This is a genomic window from Pseudomonas sp. Au-Pse12, from assembly GCF_021341665.1.
In the GTDB taxonomy this organism is placed as follows: Bacteria; Pseudomonadota; Gammaproteobacteria; order Pseudomonadales; family Pseudomonadaceae; genus Aquipseudomonas.
In genome coordinates, this window is sequence record NZ_JAJTTH010000014.1 from 80,217 (window position 1) to 96,761 (window position 16,545).

A 16,545-nucleotide genomic window follows, 5' to 3' on the forward strand; every position below is an offset into this window, starting at 1 on the left:
CTCCCTGTCCGGTGGTCATCGTGGGCGCCCCGAAAGCCAGCCACGCAGCCAGCCTCCCTCGGTGGCGACGGCGCGGTAAAGCTCCTCGACGCTGATGGCGCGCTCCCTGGCGTCCAGCGCCAGGGCGGCACGCAAGGCCGGCCAGCAGTGCCCCGGCAAGTGCCGCGGGCGTTGCAGTTGCCGGTGTAATTGCTGGTCCCGGGCCTCGGTCGAGGGCAGGCGCCGATAGGGGTGTTTGCCGCCGGCCAGTTCATGGATCACGCAGGCCACGGCAAACAGGTCGGCGGCGGCCGACAGCGGCTCACCGTCCAGCAGTTCCGGGGCCGCGTAGCCTGGGGTCCAGGCGTTGAAGCGCTGGCGGTTGAGCCGTGGCAGACCCGGCAGCAGGCCCTGAGCGGCGCGGCTCAGGCCGAAATCGAACAGCCGCAGGCCTTCATCGCCCAGCATGAGGTTGCTGGGCTTGATGTCGCCGTGCAGCACGCCGCGGCCGTGGCAGTGAGCCAGGGCCTCCAGCAGCGCCAGGACCTGCTCCCTCGATTCGTCCCACGGCAAGCCCAGGGGCCACTGGCACAGCAGCTGGTCCAGGGTCATGCCGCGCAGCAGTTCCATGGTGATAAAGGCGCAGCCGTGCCCGGTGTCCACTTCAAAGCTGTGCAGGCGCACGATGTTCGGATGACGCAGGCGCCGGGCCAGGGCGAATTCGCTGTAGAGCAAGGCACTGGCATCCGGCGATTCGGCGAAGGCTTCGCTGACAAGCTTCAGCGCCACGTAAGGCTCGGGCTCGCCAAACTGTTCGTGCAGCAGGTCCCGCGCCCGATACACCACACCCATGCCGCCAGCCCCCAGCAGGCGCTCCAGGCGATAGCGGCCGGCAAGCACCTGGGGCAGTCCGCCCAGCGGTGTCAGGGCCTTGAGTGGCGCCACGGCCGGGCGGCGTGCCTTGCCGCGGCCCTTGGCTTTACCCCGGCCCTTGGGCCGCGCCTTGGCCGGCCGCGCCGGGTCGGCGGGCCGCGCGGCCGCCACCACTCGGGTCGGCTCGCCCGGCAGCGGCGATGGCGAGTGCCCTGGCCAAAGCGGCAGGTTCATTGGCGCACCACCACGGCGGTCAGGTTGTCCCGCGCGGCGCCGTCCAGGGCTTCGTCGAACAGCCGCTGCAGGGCCACCTGCGGCGCCGCCAGGCTCAGGGCGCGGCACAGGGCATTGCGGGTGATTTCCTGGTACAGGCCGTCGCTGCACAGGAGAAACACATCGTCGGGATAGACCTGCAGCTCCAGTACTTCCAGGCTCAGCCGCTCACCGGCGCCCACCGCCCGGGTCAAGGCATTGGCGGCCGGGTGCGAACGGGCCTGTTCGACGCTCATCTGCTGCTCGTCGATCAGCGTTTGCATCAGCGAGTGGTCCCGGGACAGCTGGTACAGACGCTGCTCGCGCCACAGGTAGCAGCGGCTGTCGCCGGCCCAGACGCAGGCCGCGCGATCACCTTGCAGAAGCAGCGCCACCACGGTGCTGCCCATGATGCTGTCACGCCGCCCGGCCGTCACCGTCAGCTCCTGGCCCAGGCGTCGGTTGAGCCAGTGCAGGCACCGGCGCAGGCTGTCGAGCCGGGCGTCGAACTCGCCCACAGGCGGCAGCTCGGCGAGGCTGGCGACTATCAGTTGGCTGGCGATGTCCCCGCCCTGGTGCCCGCCCATGCCGTCGGCCACCGCCCACAGGCCGTGCTGCGGGCAGTCGAGAAAGGCGTCTTCGTTGCGCGCCCGGACCTTGCCCGGATCGGTGCGGGCCGCGCTGCGCCAGGCGCCGTTGGCGATCATCAGAGCTGCACCGGCAGGCGGAAGCTGCGCAGCACACCCAGGTCGAACGGGTTGGGGGTACGCTGGCTCTGCAGCAGGTAGTTGGCCCGCAGCCCGCCCAGGTCGGCCTTGAGCACCAGCACGTCACGCCCGGTCAGGTACTCGCTCTGCATCAGGTCCAGCAGGCGGAACAGCGACCAGGGGCCGGTGTTTTTCTCGATGCCGATGGGCCGGCCGGCGAGTTTTTCCAGCACCAGGCTGGCGCGTCCGTTTTCCGCGTCGGTGGGCCATTTGAAGGCCACCGGCACGATCGGCCCGTGGCGGTACTCGATCAACTGATTGCCGAAACGGAACTCGGCGCGGCTGACGGCCGGGTCCAGGGTGTAGGGCTCCAGGCGGAACTGCACCTGGGGCTCGCTGGGGTTGTCGGCAAAAAAGCTCTGGCGGATGACCTGGGCCGCGGCCATCTGTTCGAGGTAGGTGCGCGACATGGGCAAGCTGCGGCCGTCGATGCTGCGCAGGCGATAGTCGCCCGCGTCACCGCTGACGAAGGGGCGCAGGTAGTTGTCGAAGAAGCGCTCGGCAATGCCCTGGGCCTTGAAGAACTCGCGGAAGTCGCTGATGGCCACATCGCTGCTGCTGTGGGCATCGAACGGGTAGCGCTGGTTGATCGCCTTGCCATAGAAGCTGTACAGCTCGCCCTGGTAACGCTGGTTGAGGTAGCGGTACGCATCGTTGAGCACCAGGCCCCAGGTCTCCTCGGCCATCAGGCTGAACCAGGCGCTGACCGGCCGCGGCAAACGTGCCGAGGTGGTGCGCAAGCTGCTCAAGGCGTCACGCTGACCGCTCATGCGGCTCTTGGCCATTTCGAAGGCGGCCTGCTCGGGGTTGCTGGAGCGGGCCAATTGCGCCAGTTGCAGTTGCAGCTCGTTGAGCGCCTGCAGCGCCGGGGCCAGGTCGGCGGTCGGCGCGTTGTTGTCGTCCAGCAGTCGGTGCAGGGGTTCGAAGCGGCTTTGCAGGGTCTTCTTCGCGGTGTCCGGGAGCTTCTTCAGTAGCGCGTCCTGGGCCTTGCCCGCCGCCGCCACGGCGACCTTGCCCAGGGCCCCGCCACCGACCGCCTTGCCGGCAGTCTCGGCCAGTTCGTCAGTGGGCTCGGCCAGCACCGGGAAGCGCGTGTTCTCGCGCACCTCCACCAGCAACTGCACGATCGGCGAGTTGGCCGAGGTCAGGCCCGCCACCTGGTCCGCGCCTTCGGCTGCGTCGGTGATGGGTTCCAGGAGCACCCGGCCCACGGCCTCGCCCCAATGGTTGGCGTAGTCGCGAAAGTACAGTTGCTCCAGCTTGACCATCAGCTGGCGCAGGTCCATGCCGCTGATGTCGCTGCCCTCGCCCAGCACCCAGTTGTCATGCAGGATCTCGTTCACCAGGCTGGCGCCCTTGATCGAGAAATACTGCTGGTAGCCCTGCTGGGTGTAGAAGCCCGGGATCACGTAGTCGGCGCCCACCAGCAAGCCGCCCTGGGGGCCCAGGTTCTGGCTCAGGCGATAGTCCGGCAGGCTCCGGGCCTGTTCGCGCAGCACCCGGTAGATCACGTCGGCCAGGGATTCGCTGCGCAGCACCTGGCGCGCCTGGGCCACCAACCGGTCGTTCAGCGGGTAGCTGAACGGCTGTTGCAACAGGCGCTCGAAATGCTGGTTGAGACCGTTCTGTACCGTGCTGTTGCCGGTGTAGCGCCGCGACCAGTCGGCCGCCACCCAATCCTGCAGCCAGCTCGGGTCGCGACGTTGCTCAAGGTTGAGCATCAGGTAGGCCCGCAGGCTGTTGAGCAGGCGCTCGCGGTCCTTGAGGTTGGCGCGGATCTGCCCTTCGAGCATCTGCGCCACCCGGGGCAGCAACTGCTCTTGCAGCTCGCGCTCATAGGCGGCCCGCAGCAGCGGGTTGCTGGCCTCGCCCTGATACAGGCCGCTGCGTTCATGCAGCGCCACCTCGCCCTTGGGCGGGAATACCTGGGTCGCCTGGTAACTCAGGTCCAGCGCCTTGAGCGCGGCCATGGCATCGCTCTGGGCGTTCAGGGAGGCGCGTTGCGCCGTCCATTGCTGGGCCAGTTCGCGCAACTGCTCCAGGCGCCCGTGGTTGGCCGAAAAGCCCGTGGCCCACACCAGCCCGAACAGCCCGAGGGAGCCCAGCGCCCCCAGGTACAGGGCGCGCTGGCCCCAATGAATGCGCCGTCGCTCGCCCTGCTGCAGGCCGGCAAGGTCGGCTTCGGGGAAGATCACCTGGCTCAGCAGGTGATGGATAAACCGCGAACGGCCGTTGTGCAGGGTTGGCAGCACGGCGCTTTCCAGGCCCAGCTTGGCGCCAATAGCGGCGGTATCCGGGTCGAGCTGTTGGCTCAGGTGCGGCGCGCTGGTGAGGTAGAAGCCGCGCAACTGGCTGGCGCGCTGGTAGCGGTTGCCGGTGAAGGCCATGTCGACGAACAGGCACAAGCGCTCGCCGATCAACCCCAGCTGGTGCGGAAAATCGAGGATCCGCCCGCGGCGCTGGGTATCGCGCTCCTGGTGCATGCGCATGATCATCTGGCTGTTGAGCCGTCGCAGCAGGTCTTCGAACTCGCCCCGCAGCACCGCCACATCGGTGCCGTCCTGTTCCTTGCCAAAGCTCGCGCCAAACACCTGGTCGCTGTCCTCGCGGCTCAACTGGTCGAAGAACTCGTCGAAGCCGAGCAACTGGTCGGCCTTGCTCAACACCAGGTACACCGGCAGGTCCACGCGCAGCTTCTGCTGCACGTCCTGCAGGCGGCTGCGCACCTGGCGCGCCAACACCTCCAGGGCTTTCTCGTCGCCGCCCTGCAACACCTCCACCGGCAGGGTCAGCAGCACGCCGTTGAGCGGGCGGTTGCGCCGCCGGCTGCGCAGCAGTTCCAGCAGGGTGTTCCAGGCATGGCTGTCGACTTCGCCATCGGGATGGGTGAGGTAGCGCCCGGCCGTGTCGATCAGCACCCCATCCTCGGCGAAATACCAGTCGCAATGGGCACTGCCCTGGGTGTCGCGGGTCAGCTTGCGCTCAATGCGGTTAAGGGGAAACTCCAGGCCGGAAAAGTCCAGCAGGCTGGTCTTGCCGCTGCCCTGGGGGCCGATCAGCAAGTACCAGGGCAAGTCATCGCGCCAGTGCTCGCTGCGCCCGCGGTACAGGCTGGAAGTCTTCAGCGTGCGCAGCGCGTCCTTGAAACGGCTGCGCAGCTCTTTCTGCTCCTCGTCGATGCGCTGTTCTCGCTGCAGGCTTTCCTGGCCTTCCTCGCTCTGCTCCAGGGCGCTCTTGCGCACCCCGACGCGCCAACTGACAAACACCATGCTCAAGCCCCAGACCAGGCACAACACGCTGATGGTCAAGAGGCGCGAGGTGGCGCTTTCCCAGAACCGGTAATCGTCCACCGCCAGCAGCGGCCCGACGAACCACACCACGAGCGCCACCAGCACTACCAGCAACAGGGTCCAGACCCAGGTCCGGGCGAGGAACGCGATGGTTTTCTTCCATAGAGTCTTCATTGCAGTTTCCCGTCTTGCGGCTGGCTCGCGAGCGGAGCCGAATCAAGCTGCCGATAAGGTTGCAGCACCGTCTCGCGCTGCTCGGCCAGCACCCAGGCGAAGCCCGAATACATCACCACCAGGCTCACCAGGGTGAACAGCGCCACCGTCCACCCGGGCACGATGCGCACCAGGCTCGGGCGCTGCTGGCCAAAGCCCTGCCACTGCGGCGACAGCTCCCGGGGCACGTCGCCGCGCAACTGGCGGATCTGCCGGTACAGCGCGTCGCGAATGCCTTCGAGTTCCAGCACCCCGCGCGCCATGACCCGGTACTTGCCCTCGAACCCCAGGGACAGGCACAGGTACATCAGCTCCAGCATCGGCAAGTGGCGCACCGGGTTGCGGGTCATCTGTTCAAGCAGCTGGAAGACCTTCTCGCCGCCGAACGTCTCGCTGTGAAAATGGCTCAGCAGGCTCATCTGCGACCATTCGCTTTCATTGCCCCAGGTGGTGGTCACCACCGCCTCGTCCACCACCGTGCAGAGCACGTAGCGGGCGCTCATGACCTGCCCGCCGTCGGCGCCGTTGTGCAGCGCCCGGGCCTCGAACTGCTTGACCCCGGCGCTCAGTTGCTGGTTGAGGGCGAGCATGTCTTCGCTGTTGACGCTGTGCTTGAGCCGCACCACTTCCGACAGCAGTTCGGAGGCCGCCGCCACCAGCGCATTGAGGCTGACGTTGAAAGCCTGTGCCGGTTGCAGGCGCGCGGCGTAGATCATCCGCTCCTCCAGCTGTTCGAAACGCGGCGGCGCGGCGAAATCGGTCAGTGCGGCGGGGCCGGCGTGCGGTTCCTGGCGATCGAGGAGGACGGTCTTGTCATCCCCGCGGTATTCCCTGTCCTTGATCATGGCGCTCAGTTCCTGATGGCCCAGAATTTCAGCTCCAGCTCGGAAAACTCACCGGAAACGTGGAAGGCGAAGCCCCCGGAGCGTTCCAGCTGCGTCAGTTCCTGGGCGCTGAATTCGAGAATGAAATAGGTTTTGCTGGAGTGGAACGGGATCTGCCGTGGCGCCACCGACAGCGGTTTGACCTTGATCCCCGGCAGGTGCAGGTTGACCAGCTGGCGGATGTTCTCCACCGGGCCGACCTTGAGGTGGGCCGGCAGGCGGTGCCGCAGTTCCTCGGTGTCGCAGTTGGCGCTGGCGGCAAGGACGAACGAGGACGACTCCAGCAGGGTGTGGTCGTTCAGCGCCGCCACCAGGATCCCGTACTGGCGCTCCTGCAACAGCAGTTCGATGGCGTGCTGCTCCAGGACCATCGACAGCACCTGGCGGATCGCATCCATCAGGCTGCGAAAGCTCGCGCCCTGGTCGCTGTGCTGGTAGCGCGTGTCCAGGCGCGGGCGCTTGCTCTCGCTGGAGAAGGTCGACAGGTCGCCAAGCATGCTCAGCAGGCTGCGATACAGCTCCTCCGGGTGCACCTGCTCCAGGTCCAGGTAGTGGCGCAGCAGCACTTCGGTGCGGTTGATCAGTTGCAGCATCATGAAGTCGCCCACCTCGGCGCCACCGACCTTGCCGTTGGAACGGATTCTTTCGGCAATGGTGTCGCCACGGTGCGCGAGCATGCTGATCACCTCCTTCAGGCACGACAGCAGGTAGGCGCTGGCGTGGGTCTGGATGAAGGTCGGGAAAAAATCGCCGTCGAGGCTGATCACCCCTTCGGCATTGCTGCCCTGGATCTCGCAGACCTTGAGCTTGACGTAGGCCTGGTCGCTTTGCTGCTCGCCGAGCAACAGGCGGAAATCCGGCCGGCCACAGCTGATCTGGCTGCTGGAGTCGTCGTCGGCATTGGAGTCGGCGACTTGCGCCTCATAGGTGATGTAGCGCGCCAGCACATCGGACTGCTCGGCGCGGCGCGCCTCGATGTGGTTGCCGGTCACCAGCGGCAGCGCCAGGTACACCGAGGTCTTGCTGGTGTTGGCCGGCACGTCCAGCGCCAGCGGCTCGCTGCTGTCGCCCAGGGCGAACAGCGAACCGTCGGGCAGGATGCCCTCGGCCTGGCTGATCACCAGCTTGCCCATGTTCAGGTACTGCAGGTCGATTTCCAGCCCGAGAAAGCCCCAGGTGTAACTGCCCAGCAACTGGGTGCGGGTCTTGAGCTGGTGGTCGAAGTAACGATCGTTGTGCTGGAAGTGCTGGGGCCGCAGGAGCATGCCTTCCTGCCAGATCACCTTGTGCTCGTTCATGGTCGCTCCCCCGCCTGGGCCAGGGTTTGCAGGCGGTTGCGGATGCCCGCCTGATCGAGGATCAGCTCACTGCGGGTGACATCCATGGCGGTGATCGGGATCACGTAGCGCCAGCGGGTTTCCGGCAGGTCGCGGTAGGCGGCCAGCACCCCGACATAACGGCTTTGGCTGTCGACGCTGAGCTTGAGGTCGACGCTCTCCCCCGGACGCAGCTCCAGTTCCTCGCTGGCCACCAGGTCCGGCGCCAGCGCCTCCTTGGCCCGCTCGTAGAGGCTGAAGAAGTCGGCGTTTTCAAAGGCCACCGGGTGCTTGAGTTCCATCAGCCGCACCACGATGGGCGACGGCCGGCCATTGAGGTCGGGGTTCAGTTGGTCACTGGCGGTCAACCTGAGGTCGAGCTTGGTCAGGCTGGAATACGGCGACAGTGAGGTGCACGCGGAGACCAGCAGCAGCGCGAGCAGGGTCGCGGTGTGCAGTACTAAGGCCTTGCAGCGGGACATGGGGGTCATCCTTGATGGGCTTCGGTGTTGAGGGTGGAGATCAGCCGGTGCTGCTCCTCGTAGGCCTGGGCAAAATCCCGGGCCAGCAGGCGCTCGCTCCAGTCATTGTCCTGACGCAGGTTGTGGTGATAGCGCAGGTACGCCCGCCAGTAGCGAGCGGAACTGGCCAGCCAGGGCTGCTTGCCGTCTCGCTCGAAGCGCAAGACCAGCTGTTGTGGCGAGAAATGCTCCAGGGTGCTGCGCACCGCCGCGCGACTGGCGGCCAGCAGCGCCACCTGATGCGCCTGCAGATCGCCAAAGGCCCGGGCGATGGCTTGCGGCGCGGGTAACTGCCCAGGCTTGTCGTCCAGCAGCAACCGGCCCAGGGCTTCACTGGCGTCGACGGCGAAACGCAGCGGGTTCTTGCCGGCGCTCTGGACCACGGTCTGCGCCAGGCGCAGTTCGTTTTTCAATTCACTGCGGGTGCGCAGGCTCTGCTGCAGGCCGCCGATGCTCTGTTTGAGCAGCGCCGCCGCCTGGATCGCCAGGGTTTCCCTGGCCTGCGCATCAAGCCCCTTGAGCGACACCCCGAGGGCGTTGCCGAACTGCTCCCAGAACAGCTCGCCGGGGCCGCCGGGGACGGCCGGCGAAGGTGCTGGTGCCACGGCCGCAGCAGGCGCCACCAGTTCGGGCACCAGCAGGCTCTCGGTGTCGATCCGCGCATAGTCGGCAAAGGACCGCGGGGCCTGGGGCGGGCTGCGCAGGATCGCCAGCGGATCCTGCTCGCGTGCGCCCTGCTCTTCCTGCGCCAGGGCCACCAGCGGGTCGAGGTGGATAAAGGCGTCATCCGGAATGACGCTGCCCGCCGGCAGCGGCCGCCCCACTTCGGTAGCCAGATCCTCGCCCAGTGGCACCAGCCGCGCGCGAATCCCGAAGCCCCCCAGCTCATAGGTGCTGCCATGCTCGATGCGCAAGGCCTCGCCCTTGCGCAGGCGCGCGCCGCTGTCCTTGAGGACGATGCCGTTACTGCTGGTGTCGGTGAGAAAGAACGCCCCCTCGCGATAACTGACCCGGGCGTGATAGTTGGACAGGTGACGCTTGCCGTCGGCGATCACCCAGTCGCAATCCTCGCCGCGACCGATGACACCACCGCGGCGCCTGAAAGTCTTGCTGACGCTCTCGGCAGGCAGGCGCTGCGGCGGATCGAGCATTTCAAAAACCAGTTCCATGGTGCTGCTCCTTGCGCTCACTTGCCGCGATTGACCGTCTGCGGGTCGCCAAGCGGGCGATAGTGGTGGTCGTTGAATTTGTAGTTACCACTGCAGCCGCTCAGGTGGCCGGAAACCACCAGCAACAGCAGGACCAGGGGCCAGTGACGAACAGGCATCGGCGGATCTCCAGATAAGGGAAAAGGGCTGCGGCCGCACGGCATGCGCAGGCCGCCGAGCAAGGGTGCACGGGGGGCGGCCGGGCTCACTGGTGCACCTCCTGTGGCTCTTCGGGCTGGAGCTTCAAGCGCGCCAGGCGGTAATGCAGGGCTCGGCGCGACATGCCCAGCTCACGGGCCGCATGGGTACGATTGCCAGCGTGTTTGTGCAGGCACTCCAGCAGCAGGCCGCGTTCGACCTGCTCCATGCGCAGGCGCAGGTTCAACGATTGCACATCGACCCGCGCAGAGCGCCGCAGCAGCAAGTGTTCGGGGAGCAACTCGCGGCCCTCACAGAGCAGCACCGCGCGCTCCACCAGGCCCTTGAGCTCGCGCACGTTGCCGGGGAAGGCGTAGGCCCCGAGCATGTGCAGGGCGCTGTCGGACCAGGCCAGCACCTCGCGCTGCAGGAAGGCGCAGGTCTTGTCGCAGAAGTAGCGCGCCAGGATCGGGATGTCGCCTTCGCGTTCGCGCAAGGCGGGCAATTCGATGGGGAACTGGCCCAGGCGGTAGTACAGGTCTTCGCGGAACTCGCCGCTGCTCACCAGGGCCGGCAGGTCACGGTGGGTGGCGGCGATGATGCGCACATCGATCTTGCGGGTGTGGTTGTCGCCCAAGGGGCGGATCTCGCCCTCCTGCAGCACCCGCAACAGCTTGGCTTGCAGGGGCAGCGGCATGTCGCCGACTTCATCCAGCAGCAGCGTGCCGCCGTCCGCCGCCTCGAACAGGCCGATGCGGTCGCTGTCGGCACCGGTGAACGCACCCTTGCGATAGCCGAACAGCTCGCTTTCCAGCAGGTGCTCGGGCAACGCCGCGCAGTTCTGCACGATGAAGGGCCGCAAGCGACGCGGGCCGTAATCGTGGATGGCCCGCGCCACCACTTCCTTGCCGGTGCCGGTCTCGCCCTGAAGCAGGACGGTATAGGGGCTGTGCAGCACCTTGCTGATCAACTGGCAGGTCTGGCGCATCGCCAGGCTCTTGCCGACCAGGCCGTAGTCACTGGCCCGACGCTGGGCCGCGGGCGCGCCCTGGAGCGCAACCGCACTGCGCTGCCAGCGCTGGCGCAGGCTGAGCTGGGCCAGCAGGAAGGACCCGGACAGGCCCAGGGAGCCAGCAAAGCCCTGCAACTGGGCAGGGGCGCGACTGGCACACAGCAACAACCCCTGCACCGCACCCTGGGCATTGGCCAGGGGCACGCACAACAGGCAATGCCAGGGATCGCCCGCCTCCGGCAGGAAGTCGGTCCGGTACAAGCCGTTCCCCAGGTCCGCCAGGAACAGCACGCGGTTCTGGCAGAGGCAGAACTGCAACAATTGTTCGTCGTGGTAGTCCGCCGGCAAGACCTCGGCGGCGCGTGGCGCGCTGCTGCCTTGCAGGTGCTCGGCGCACAGGCCGAGGTGAGTGTGGGCGGCATCCAGCAGGTACAACTGAGTCAGCTCGCAACCGCTGAGCCGGGCGACGGCCCCAACAAAGTCCGCGAGCAGGCTGGCCTCGTCCCGGGCATGCCCGAGGTCGCGGTACATCCCCAGCAGGGATTCGGCATAGGCCAGTGGTTGGGCTATCTGGGTAAACATCGTGGCCACCTCACGCGAACTCACAGGTCACGTTGCCCTGGCCATCCAGCGTGGCATGCACCTGCTTGAGGCTCTCGCCGGTCGCCATGGCCTGCAGCAGGCGGTCGGCCACCCGGGGAACCAACTGCGCCTCCAACAGGTGATCGATCAGCCGCGCGCCGCTGTCGCTTTGCCCGCAATGCTCGGCCAAGTGCCCGACCAGCGCCTGGCAGTGGCTGAACTGCAACTGCCGGCGCAGCAGGCGCTGGCCCAGGCGCTGCAATTTGATTTCGATCAGCTCGCGCAACACCGGCCCGTCCACCGGGTAGAACGGCACCACGCGCATGCGCGCCAGCAACGCCGGCTTGAAGTGCGCGCTGAGGGCCGGCCGGATCGCCGCTTCCAGGGCTTCGGCACTGGGCCTTTGGCCCTGCGCGCAGAGTGCATCGATGCGCTCGCTGGCCAGGTTCGAGGTCATCAGGATCAGCGTGTTGCGAAAGTCGATCTCGCGCCCTTCACCGTCATTGGCCAGGCCCTTGTCGAAGATCTGGTAGAACAGGTTGAGCACATCCGGATCGGCCTTTTCCACTTCGTCCAGCAGCACCACCGAATAGGGTTTCTGCCGCACCGCTTCGGTGAGCATGCCGCCTTCGCCGTAACCGACGTAGCCGGGCGGCGCGCCGATCAGGCGCGAGACGGTGTGTTTCTCCTGGAACTCGGACATGTTGATGGTGGTCAGGAAACGCTCGCCGCCATACAGCAGGTCCGCCAGGGCCAGGGCCGTCTCGGTCTTGCCAACGCCACTGGGCCCCACCAGCAGGAACACCCCCACCGGCGCGTCGGGTTGGTTCAGGCCGGCGGCGCTGGCGCGCATTGAACGGTCAAGGGCCTGCACGGCCTGCTCCTGCCCGCGAATCCGTGCCCGCAGGTCGTCGGCGAAACTGGCCACGCGGGCGTTGTGCTCGCGCGCCAGCTGTTCCTGGGGCACCCCGGTCCAGGCGCTGATCACTTCCGCCACCAGCCGCGGGCACACCTCGAAGCTCACCAGGCGCTCTTCGGCCTGGGCCGCGCTCAGCGCGCGGTGGACTGCCGTCAGCTCGGTTTCCAGCGCCTGCAGGTGCTCCTCGGGCTCGCGGCCAGGCGCTTGCCCGTCTGTGGAAGCAACCGCCAGCGCCTCCCGGGCCAGGGCCAATTCCTGGCGCAGCGCCAGCAGGCGTTCGGCCTGCTGGCGTTGCTCGGCCCAGCGCTGCTCCAGGGCCAGTTGCTCGACCTCGGCCTCCAGCAGGCGTTGCTCCAGCAACTGCAACGCGTCGTGGTCGATCTCCAGCCCGGCTTCGGCATCCCGGCGCAGGGCCTGCTGCTGACGGCCGCCTTGCGCCCGTTCGGCCCGCAACCGCTCCAGGCTTTGCGGCGCGGTGGCGAGGCTGATGCGCACCCGGGCGCAGGCGGTATCAAGCACGTCGACGGCCTTGTCCGGCAGCTGCCGACCCGCCAGGTAACGGGCCGACAATTCGGCTGCCGCCACCACGGCATCGTCGCGCAGGTAGATGCCGTGGCTCTTTTCATAGACCCGGGCCAGGCCGCGCAGGATGGTCACCGCTTCGTCGACGCGAGGCTCATGCAACTGCACTGGCTGGAAGCGCCGGGCCAGGGCCGGGTCCTTCTCGAAGTACTTCTTGTATTCGCTCCAGGTGGTGGCGGCGATGGTCCGCAGCTCGCCCCGAGCCAGGGCCGGCTTGAGCAGGTTGGCCGCATCGCTGCCCCCGGCGTTGCCACCCGCGCCGATCAGGGTGTGGGCCTCATCGATGAAAATGATGATCGGCCGCGGCGCCGCCTTGACCTCGTCGATCACGCCTTTCAGGCGCCGCTCGAACTCGCCCTTGACGCTGGCCCCGGCCTGCAGCAGGCCCATGTCCAGCGACAGCAGCTCGACCCCCTGCAGCGCCTGTGGCACCTCGCCGGCGACAATGCGTGACGCCAGGCCTTCGACCACCGCGGTCTTGCCGACCCCGGCCTCGCCGACAATGATCGGGTTGTTCTTGCGCCGCCGGGCCAGGATATCCACCATCTGGCGGATCGCATCGTCGCGGCACAGCACCGGGTCGAGGGTGCCGTCCCGGGCCTGCTGGGTGAGGTTGTGGGTGAAGCGCTGCAGCAGTGACTCGCCGCCCGCCGCCGGCTGACCGCTCGCCCCCCGCTCGCCCTGCTGAGCCAGGGCGAAATCCTTCAAGCGTTCGATGTTCAGCCGCGCCAGCAACGGCTGGTAGCGACTGCCGGCATAGCGCAGCGGGTTGCGCAGCAACGCCAGGATCAACGCGGCCTGCTCCACCTGGGTCTGCCCCAGCTCCAGGTTGGCCACCAGCAGCGCATCCTGCAGCCATTGCACCAGTTCCGGGGCGAATACCGGATTGCGCGACGCGCTGTGCTCGGCCCCGGCCTGCAACACGCCACTGAGTTCACCGAGGTCGATCGCGGCATCCTGCAGGGCCCTGGCGAGCAGGCCCTGGGGGCGTTCGAGCAACTCCAGCAGCAGGTCTTCCACCAGGATCTTGCTGCCGCCCCGGGCCACGCAACGCTCGGCGCAGCGCTCCAGATCACGGCGGGTATCGGCATCCAGTGCCTGGATCAGTTGTTGCAGATCTACGTTGATCATCGATCTCGTCCTTAATGAGAGAGGCTGCCCAGGGTCACCACGCCGTCGGCGCGTTCGCGTCCCAGCCAGCTGGTCCAGCCCAGGCGACAGGCGTTTTGTTCGCCGATGCACAGTTCACGGATTTCTTCCTGGCGCAGCACCAGGCGAATGTCGTAGTCCAGCGGGTCGCGCAAGGTGAAGCGCACCAGCGCGCAGAGCGGTTGGTAGCCGAAGCCGATCGGCAGGAATTCATGAAAGCGTTGCCAGTCGAGCTCGCGGATATGGATGCGGAACTTGCCGCTGCGATCGCGCACCCGCTCCCCCAGCACCAGGTCCTCGCCGAGCACGCTGTTGCCCAGGCCCAGGCGGTTGCGCTGCTCGTGGAGAATCTCCACTCGGCGCTCGATGCACTGCTCGATCACCAACTGCGCATGCTTGAAGTAGTAACGCAGCACCGCCTCGATCAACGCCGCCGAGTGGGCCCGCAGGCTCAAGAGCCCGAGGTAGGGCAGCAGGCGTTTCCAGTTCAACTCCCGGGCCTGGCGAATCTCCACGCCGCCCAGGCCGATCAAGGCGAACAGCTGGCTGGAGAACGGGTCCAGGGCGCCACTGGAGAAGCTCGCGCGATAGCGGTACTTGCGCCAGATCGGCAGCATCAGACGTTGCAGGCGGTGGTGGAACAGGTCGAGGAAATGGCGCGTCGGGTTGCCTTCCTCACCATCCCCCAGCGCCTGTTCGCCATAGAAGGCCGGCAACGGCGAGCCCGCGCCGAACAGGCCGATCAGGTTGAAGCGCAGGCGCGCATGCAACAGGCCGTGCTCTTCGAAAAACTCCACCCGATCGACATCGCTACCAGGGAATCCCAGGCTCGGATTGGCCTGGAACTCCAGCTGATCGTAGAGTTCGTCATCACTCAGGTTGGGGTGAGCATCACGCAGTCGATCGACCACCAGCATCACCGCCTGGAACAGCGAGTACTCCCGTATACCCCGGGACAGCTCGCTTAAAGCAGGGGCTGCAAGCCCATGCGTGGCGTCCATTGGTACACCTCTCCTTGTGTACTGTTTACCCGCAGCTCGTGGTACGAATTGAGGCTGGCGTAAAGCGCGAAAAACTCGTTGAGCACCGAGGCGAAGATGAACAGGTCGCCTTCGCCGATATAGCCCTGTGGGTCGATGGTCAGCTCGGTGCGCAGGCCTCGCAGCGGCAGGCCGCGGTGCAGGCGATCGACGTGTTCATGACGGATCGACTTGAGCCCGCCGAGCAGACGTTTGCTGACCCGTTCGGCGTGCTGGTCGTAGTACCGCGGCAGGTCATAGGTTTCGAGAATCACCTTGAGCGCATCGACGTTGGCCAGCGACAGGTAGTTGAGGGACATGTTGCTGATCAGTTTCCACAGAAAATCGCGATTGAGCGGCGGCGCGTAACTGGAAGTGGCCGCGGTGATATTGCGAAAACTGAGGAAATCCGGCGTCGCCTCGCAAGGCAGGTTGATGTCCCCCAGGCGCAGCTGGCGAGGCAGATTCTGGTTAGTGCAGGTCAGCTCGATGGACAGGGTTTCCTGGGCCTCGGATTGGCGAATGGCGAAACTCAGGTAGGTGTCCAGGCCGTCATGCAGCAACGACGAACGCTGGCGGATGCTGTAGTGCGGGCGGCTCTGGGGCACGTCGAAACTGGGGTCATGCTCGAAGGATTCGAACGGTACATAGTCCTGGTAGCCAACCCCGCCCGGCGCCCAGCCGGTGACTGAATCCACCGAGAACACCCCGCAGTTTTCCAGGTCGTATTCCGCCGGCAGCAACAGATACTCGTCCTGCTTGCCGTCGAGGCGGATCGGCAGCGCGTCGTGCTTGAACAGGTTGACGATGGGCGTGCAGTACAGCTTGACGTTGTCCAGGGTCGGGCGCAGGCGCTGGATGCCGCTCTTGCGGATATCGAAGCGCAACTCCAGCCCGCGCACCTGCTTGAGGCTGTCTTCGGGCAGTGAACGCAACGCCTCCAGGCCGCCGAGATCGACGAACAGGAACTTGTCCTGGAAGGAGAAATACTCCTGCAGATAGCGGTAGCCACGGAAGGTGTTCAGCGGGTACGGGATCAGCGCCTCCTCCTCGGCAAACCCCACCGGCTGCAGCTGGCTGGCTGGAATCTTCAACGACAGCGGGTCGCCGTTGGCGCCTTGGAGCGGCGCGCCGCCTTCCTGCAACGGCACCAGCTCGATACTTTCCAGGTTGCGCAGCAGGCTCAGGTAGAGCATCTGGCTGATATAACGCTCACCGGCCAGGTGCAGCCGCAAGCGGCTGAGCTCCAGCTCGCCGACATGGCCGTCGCAGCTCATGTGCAGGTGCAGGCTGAGCAAGGCGCCATCGCCCTTCACCGAATAGCTCAGCCCGCTCAGGTCCAGGGGCAATACCTCGGTGGGATAGCAGGTACGGAAGCGGCAGCGCACCTCATTGACCGGCTGGCTTTCCACCGGGGTATCCCGAGGCACCGCCACCGCTGGCCCCGAGCGCTGCAACGGATCGAACTGCAAGACGCTGAACGCCGGCAACGGCCGCATGTAGTTCGGCCATAGCAGGTGCATCAACGAATGGCTGAGCTCCGGCAGTTCGTCATCAAGTTTTTGCCGCAGGCGCCCGGTAAGAAAGGCGAAGCCTTCCAGCAAGCGCTCCACATCCGGGTCCCGCCCGGCCTGCCCGAGAAACGGAGCCAGCGCCGGACTACGCTCGGCGAAACGCCGGCCCAACTGGCGCAGCGCGGTCAGTTCGCTTTGGTAGTAGTGGTTGAAGGACATGGCGTACCTGCCTGGAGTGAGTGAAATGGGCGAGCGCTGAAAATGCCCCGGTTCAGGGTGATGTTTGAATCCGTGTTGTCACTTCCGAAAACAGCCGTTCCAAGGAAG

The 16,545-nt window shown here is 66.5% G+C and carries 12 protein-coding genes; all 12 read right to left on the reverse strand.

What is annotated here, in order from left to right; all coding sequences use genetic code 11:
• Positions 1–15: 15 nt before the first annotated feature.
• Positions 16–1,086: a serine/threonine-protein kinase gene (locus LXM55_RS29230; protein ID WP_233323595.1), complete on the reverse strand. Its 1,071-nt coding sequence runs from the start codon at positions 1,084–1,086 to the stop codon at positions 16–18.
• Positions 1,083–1,811, reverse strand: a complete 729-nt coding sequence (locus LXM55_RS29235) for a PP2C family protein-serine/threonine phosphatase (RefSeq protein WP_233323596.1) — start codon at positions 1,809–1,811, stop codon at positions 1,083–1,085. Before LXM55_RS29235 ends, LXM55_RS29230 begins: the two co-directional genes overlap by 4 nt.
• The gene (tssM, locus tag LXM55_RS29240) at positions 1,811–5,335 is read right to left on the reverse strand and encodes a type VI secretion system membrane subunit TssM (RefSeq protein ID WP_233323597.1); all 3,525 of its coding nucleotides are present in this window, start codon (positions 5,333–5,335) and stop codon (positions 1,811–1,813) included. Before tssM ends, LXM55_RS29235 begins: the two co-directional genes overlap by 1 nt.
• On the reverse strand, positions 5,332–6,219 hold the full coding sequence (icmH, locus tag LXM55_RS29245; protein WP_233323598.1) for a type IVB secretion system protein IcmH/DotU: 888 nt from the start codon (positions 6,217–6,219) through the stop codon (positions 5,332–5,334). Before icmH ends, tssM begins: the two co-directional genes overlap by 4 nt.
• A gap of 5 nt (positions 6,220–6,224) precedes the next feature.
• Positions 6,225–7,556 (reverse strand): type VI secretion system baseplate subunit TssK, encoded by a 1,332-nt coding sequence (gene tssK / locus LXM55_RS29250; protein ID WP_233323599.1) that lies wholly within the window; start codon positions 7,554–7,556, stop codon positions 6,225–6,227.
• Positions 7,553–8,056, reverse strand: coding sequence for a type VI secretion system lipoprotein TssJ (gene tssJ, locus LXM55_RS29255; RefSeq protein ID WP_233323600.1), 504 nt, complete (start codon positions 8,054–8,056; stop codon positions 7,553–7,555). Before tssJ ends, tssK begins: the two co-directional genes overlap by 4 nt.
• A gap of 5 nt (positions 8,057–8,061) precedes the next feature.
• On the reverse strand, positions 8,062–9,264 hold the full coding sequence (tagH, locus tag LXM55_RS29260) for a type VI secretion system-associated FHA domain protein TagH (RefSeq protein ID WP_233323601.1): 1,203 nt from the start codon (positions 9,262–9,264) through the stop codon (positions 8,062–8,064).
• 17 nt (positions 9,265–9,281) lie between these two features.
• On the reverse strand, positions 9,282–9,422 hold the full coding sequence (locus LXM55_RS29265) for a type VI secretion protein (RefSeq protein WP_233323602.1): 141 nt from the start codon (positions 9,420–9,422) through the stop codon (positions 9,282–9,284).
• An 86-nt stretch (positions 9,423–9,508) separates the two neighbouring features.
• Positions 9,509–11,035: a sigma-54 interaction domain-containing protein gene (locus tag LXM55_RS29270; protein WP_233323603.1), complete on the reverse strand. Its 1,527-nt coding sequence runs from the start codon at positions 11,033–11,035 to the stop codon at positions 9,509–9,511.
• Positions 11,036–11,045: 10 nt separating this feature from the next.
• Positions 11,046–13,667, reverse strand: coding sequence for a type VI secretion system ATPase TssH (tssH, locus tag LXM55_RS29275; RefSeq protein WP_233323604.1), 2,622 nt, complete (start codon positions 13,665–13,667; stop codon positions 11,046–11,048).
• Positions 13,668–13,678: 11 nt separating this feature from the next.
• Complete coding sequence (gene tssG, locus LXM55_RS29280) at positions 13,679–14,686, reverse strand: type VI secretion system baseplate subunit TssG (RefSeq protein ID WP_233323605.1); 1,008 nt, start codon at positions 14,684–14,686, stop codon at positions 13,679–13,681.
• Positions 14,650–16,437, reverse strand: coding sequence for a type VI secretion system baseplate subunit TssF (gene tssF, locus LXM55_RS29285; protein WP_233323606.1), 1,788 nt, complete (start codon positions 16,435–16,437; stop codon positions 14,650–14,652). Before tssF ends, tssG begins: the two co-directional genes overlap by 37 nt.
• Positions 16,438–16,545: the final 108 nt, after the last annotated feature.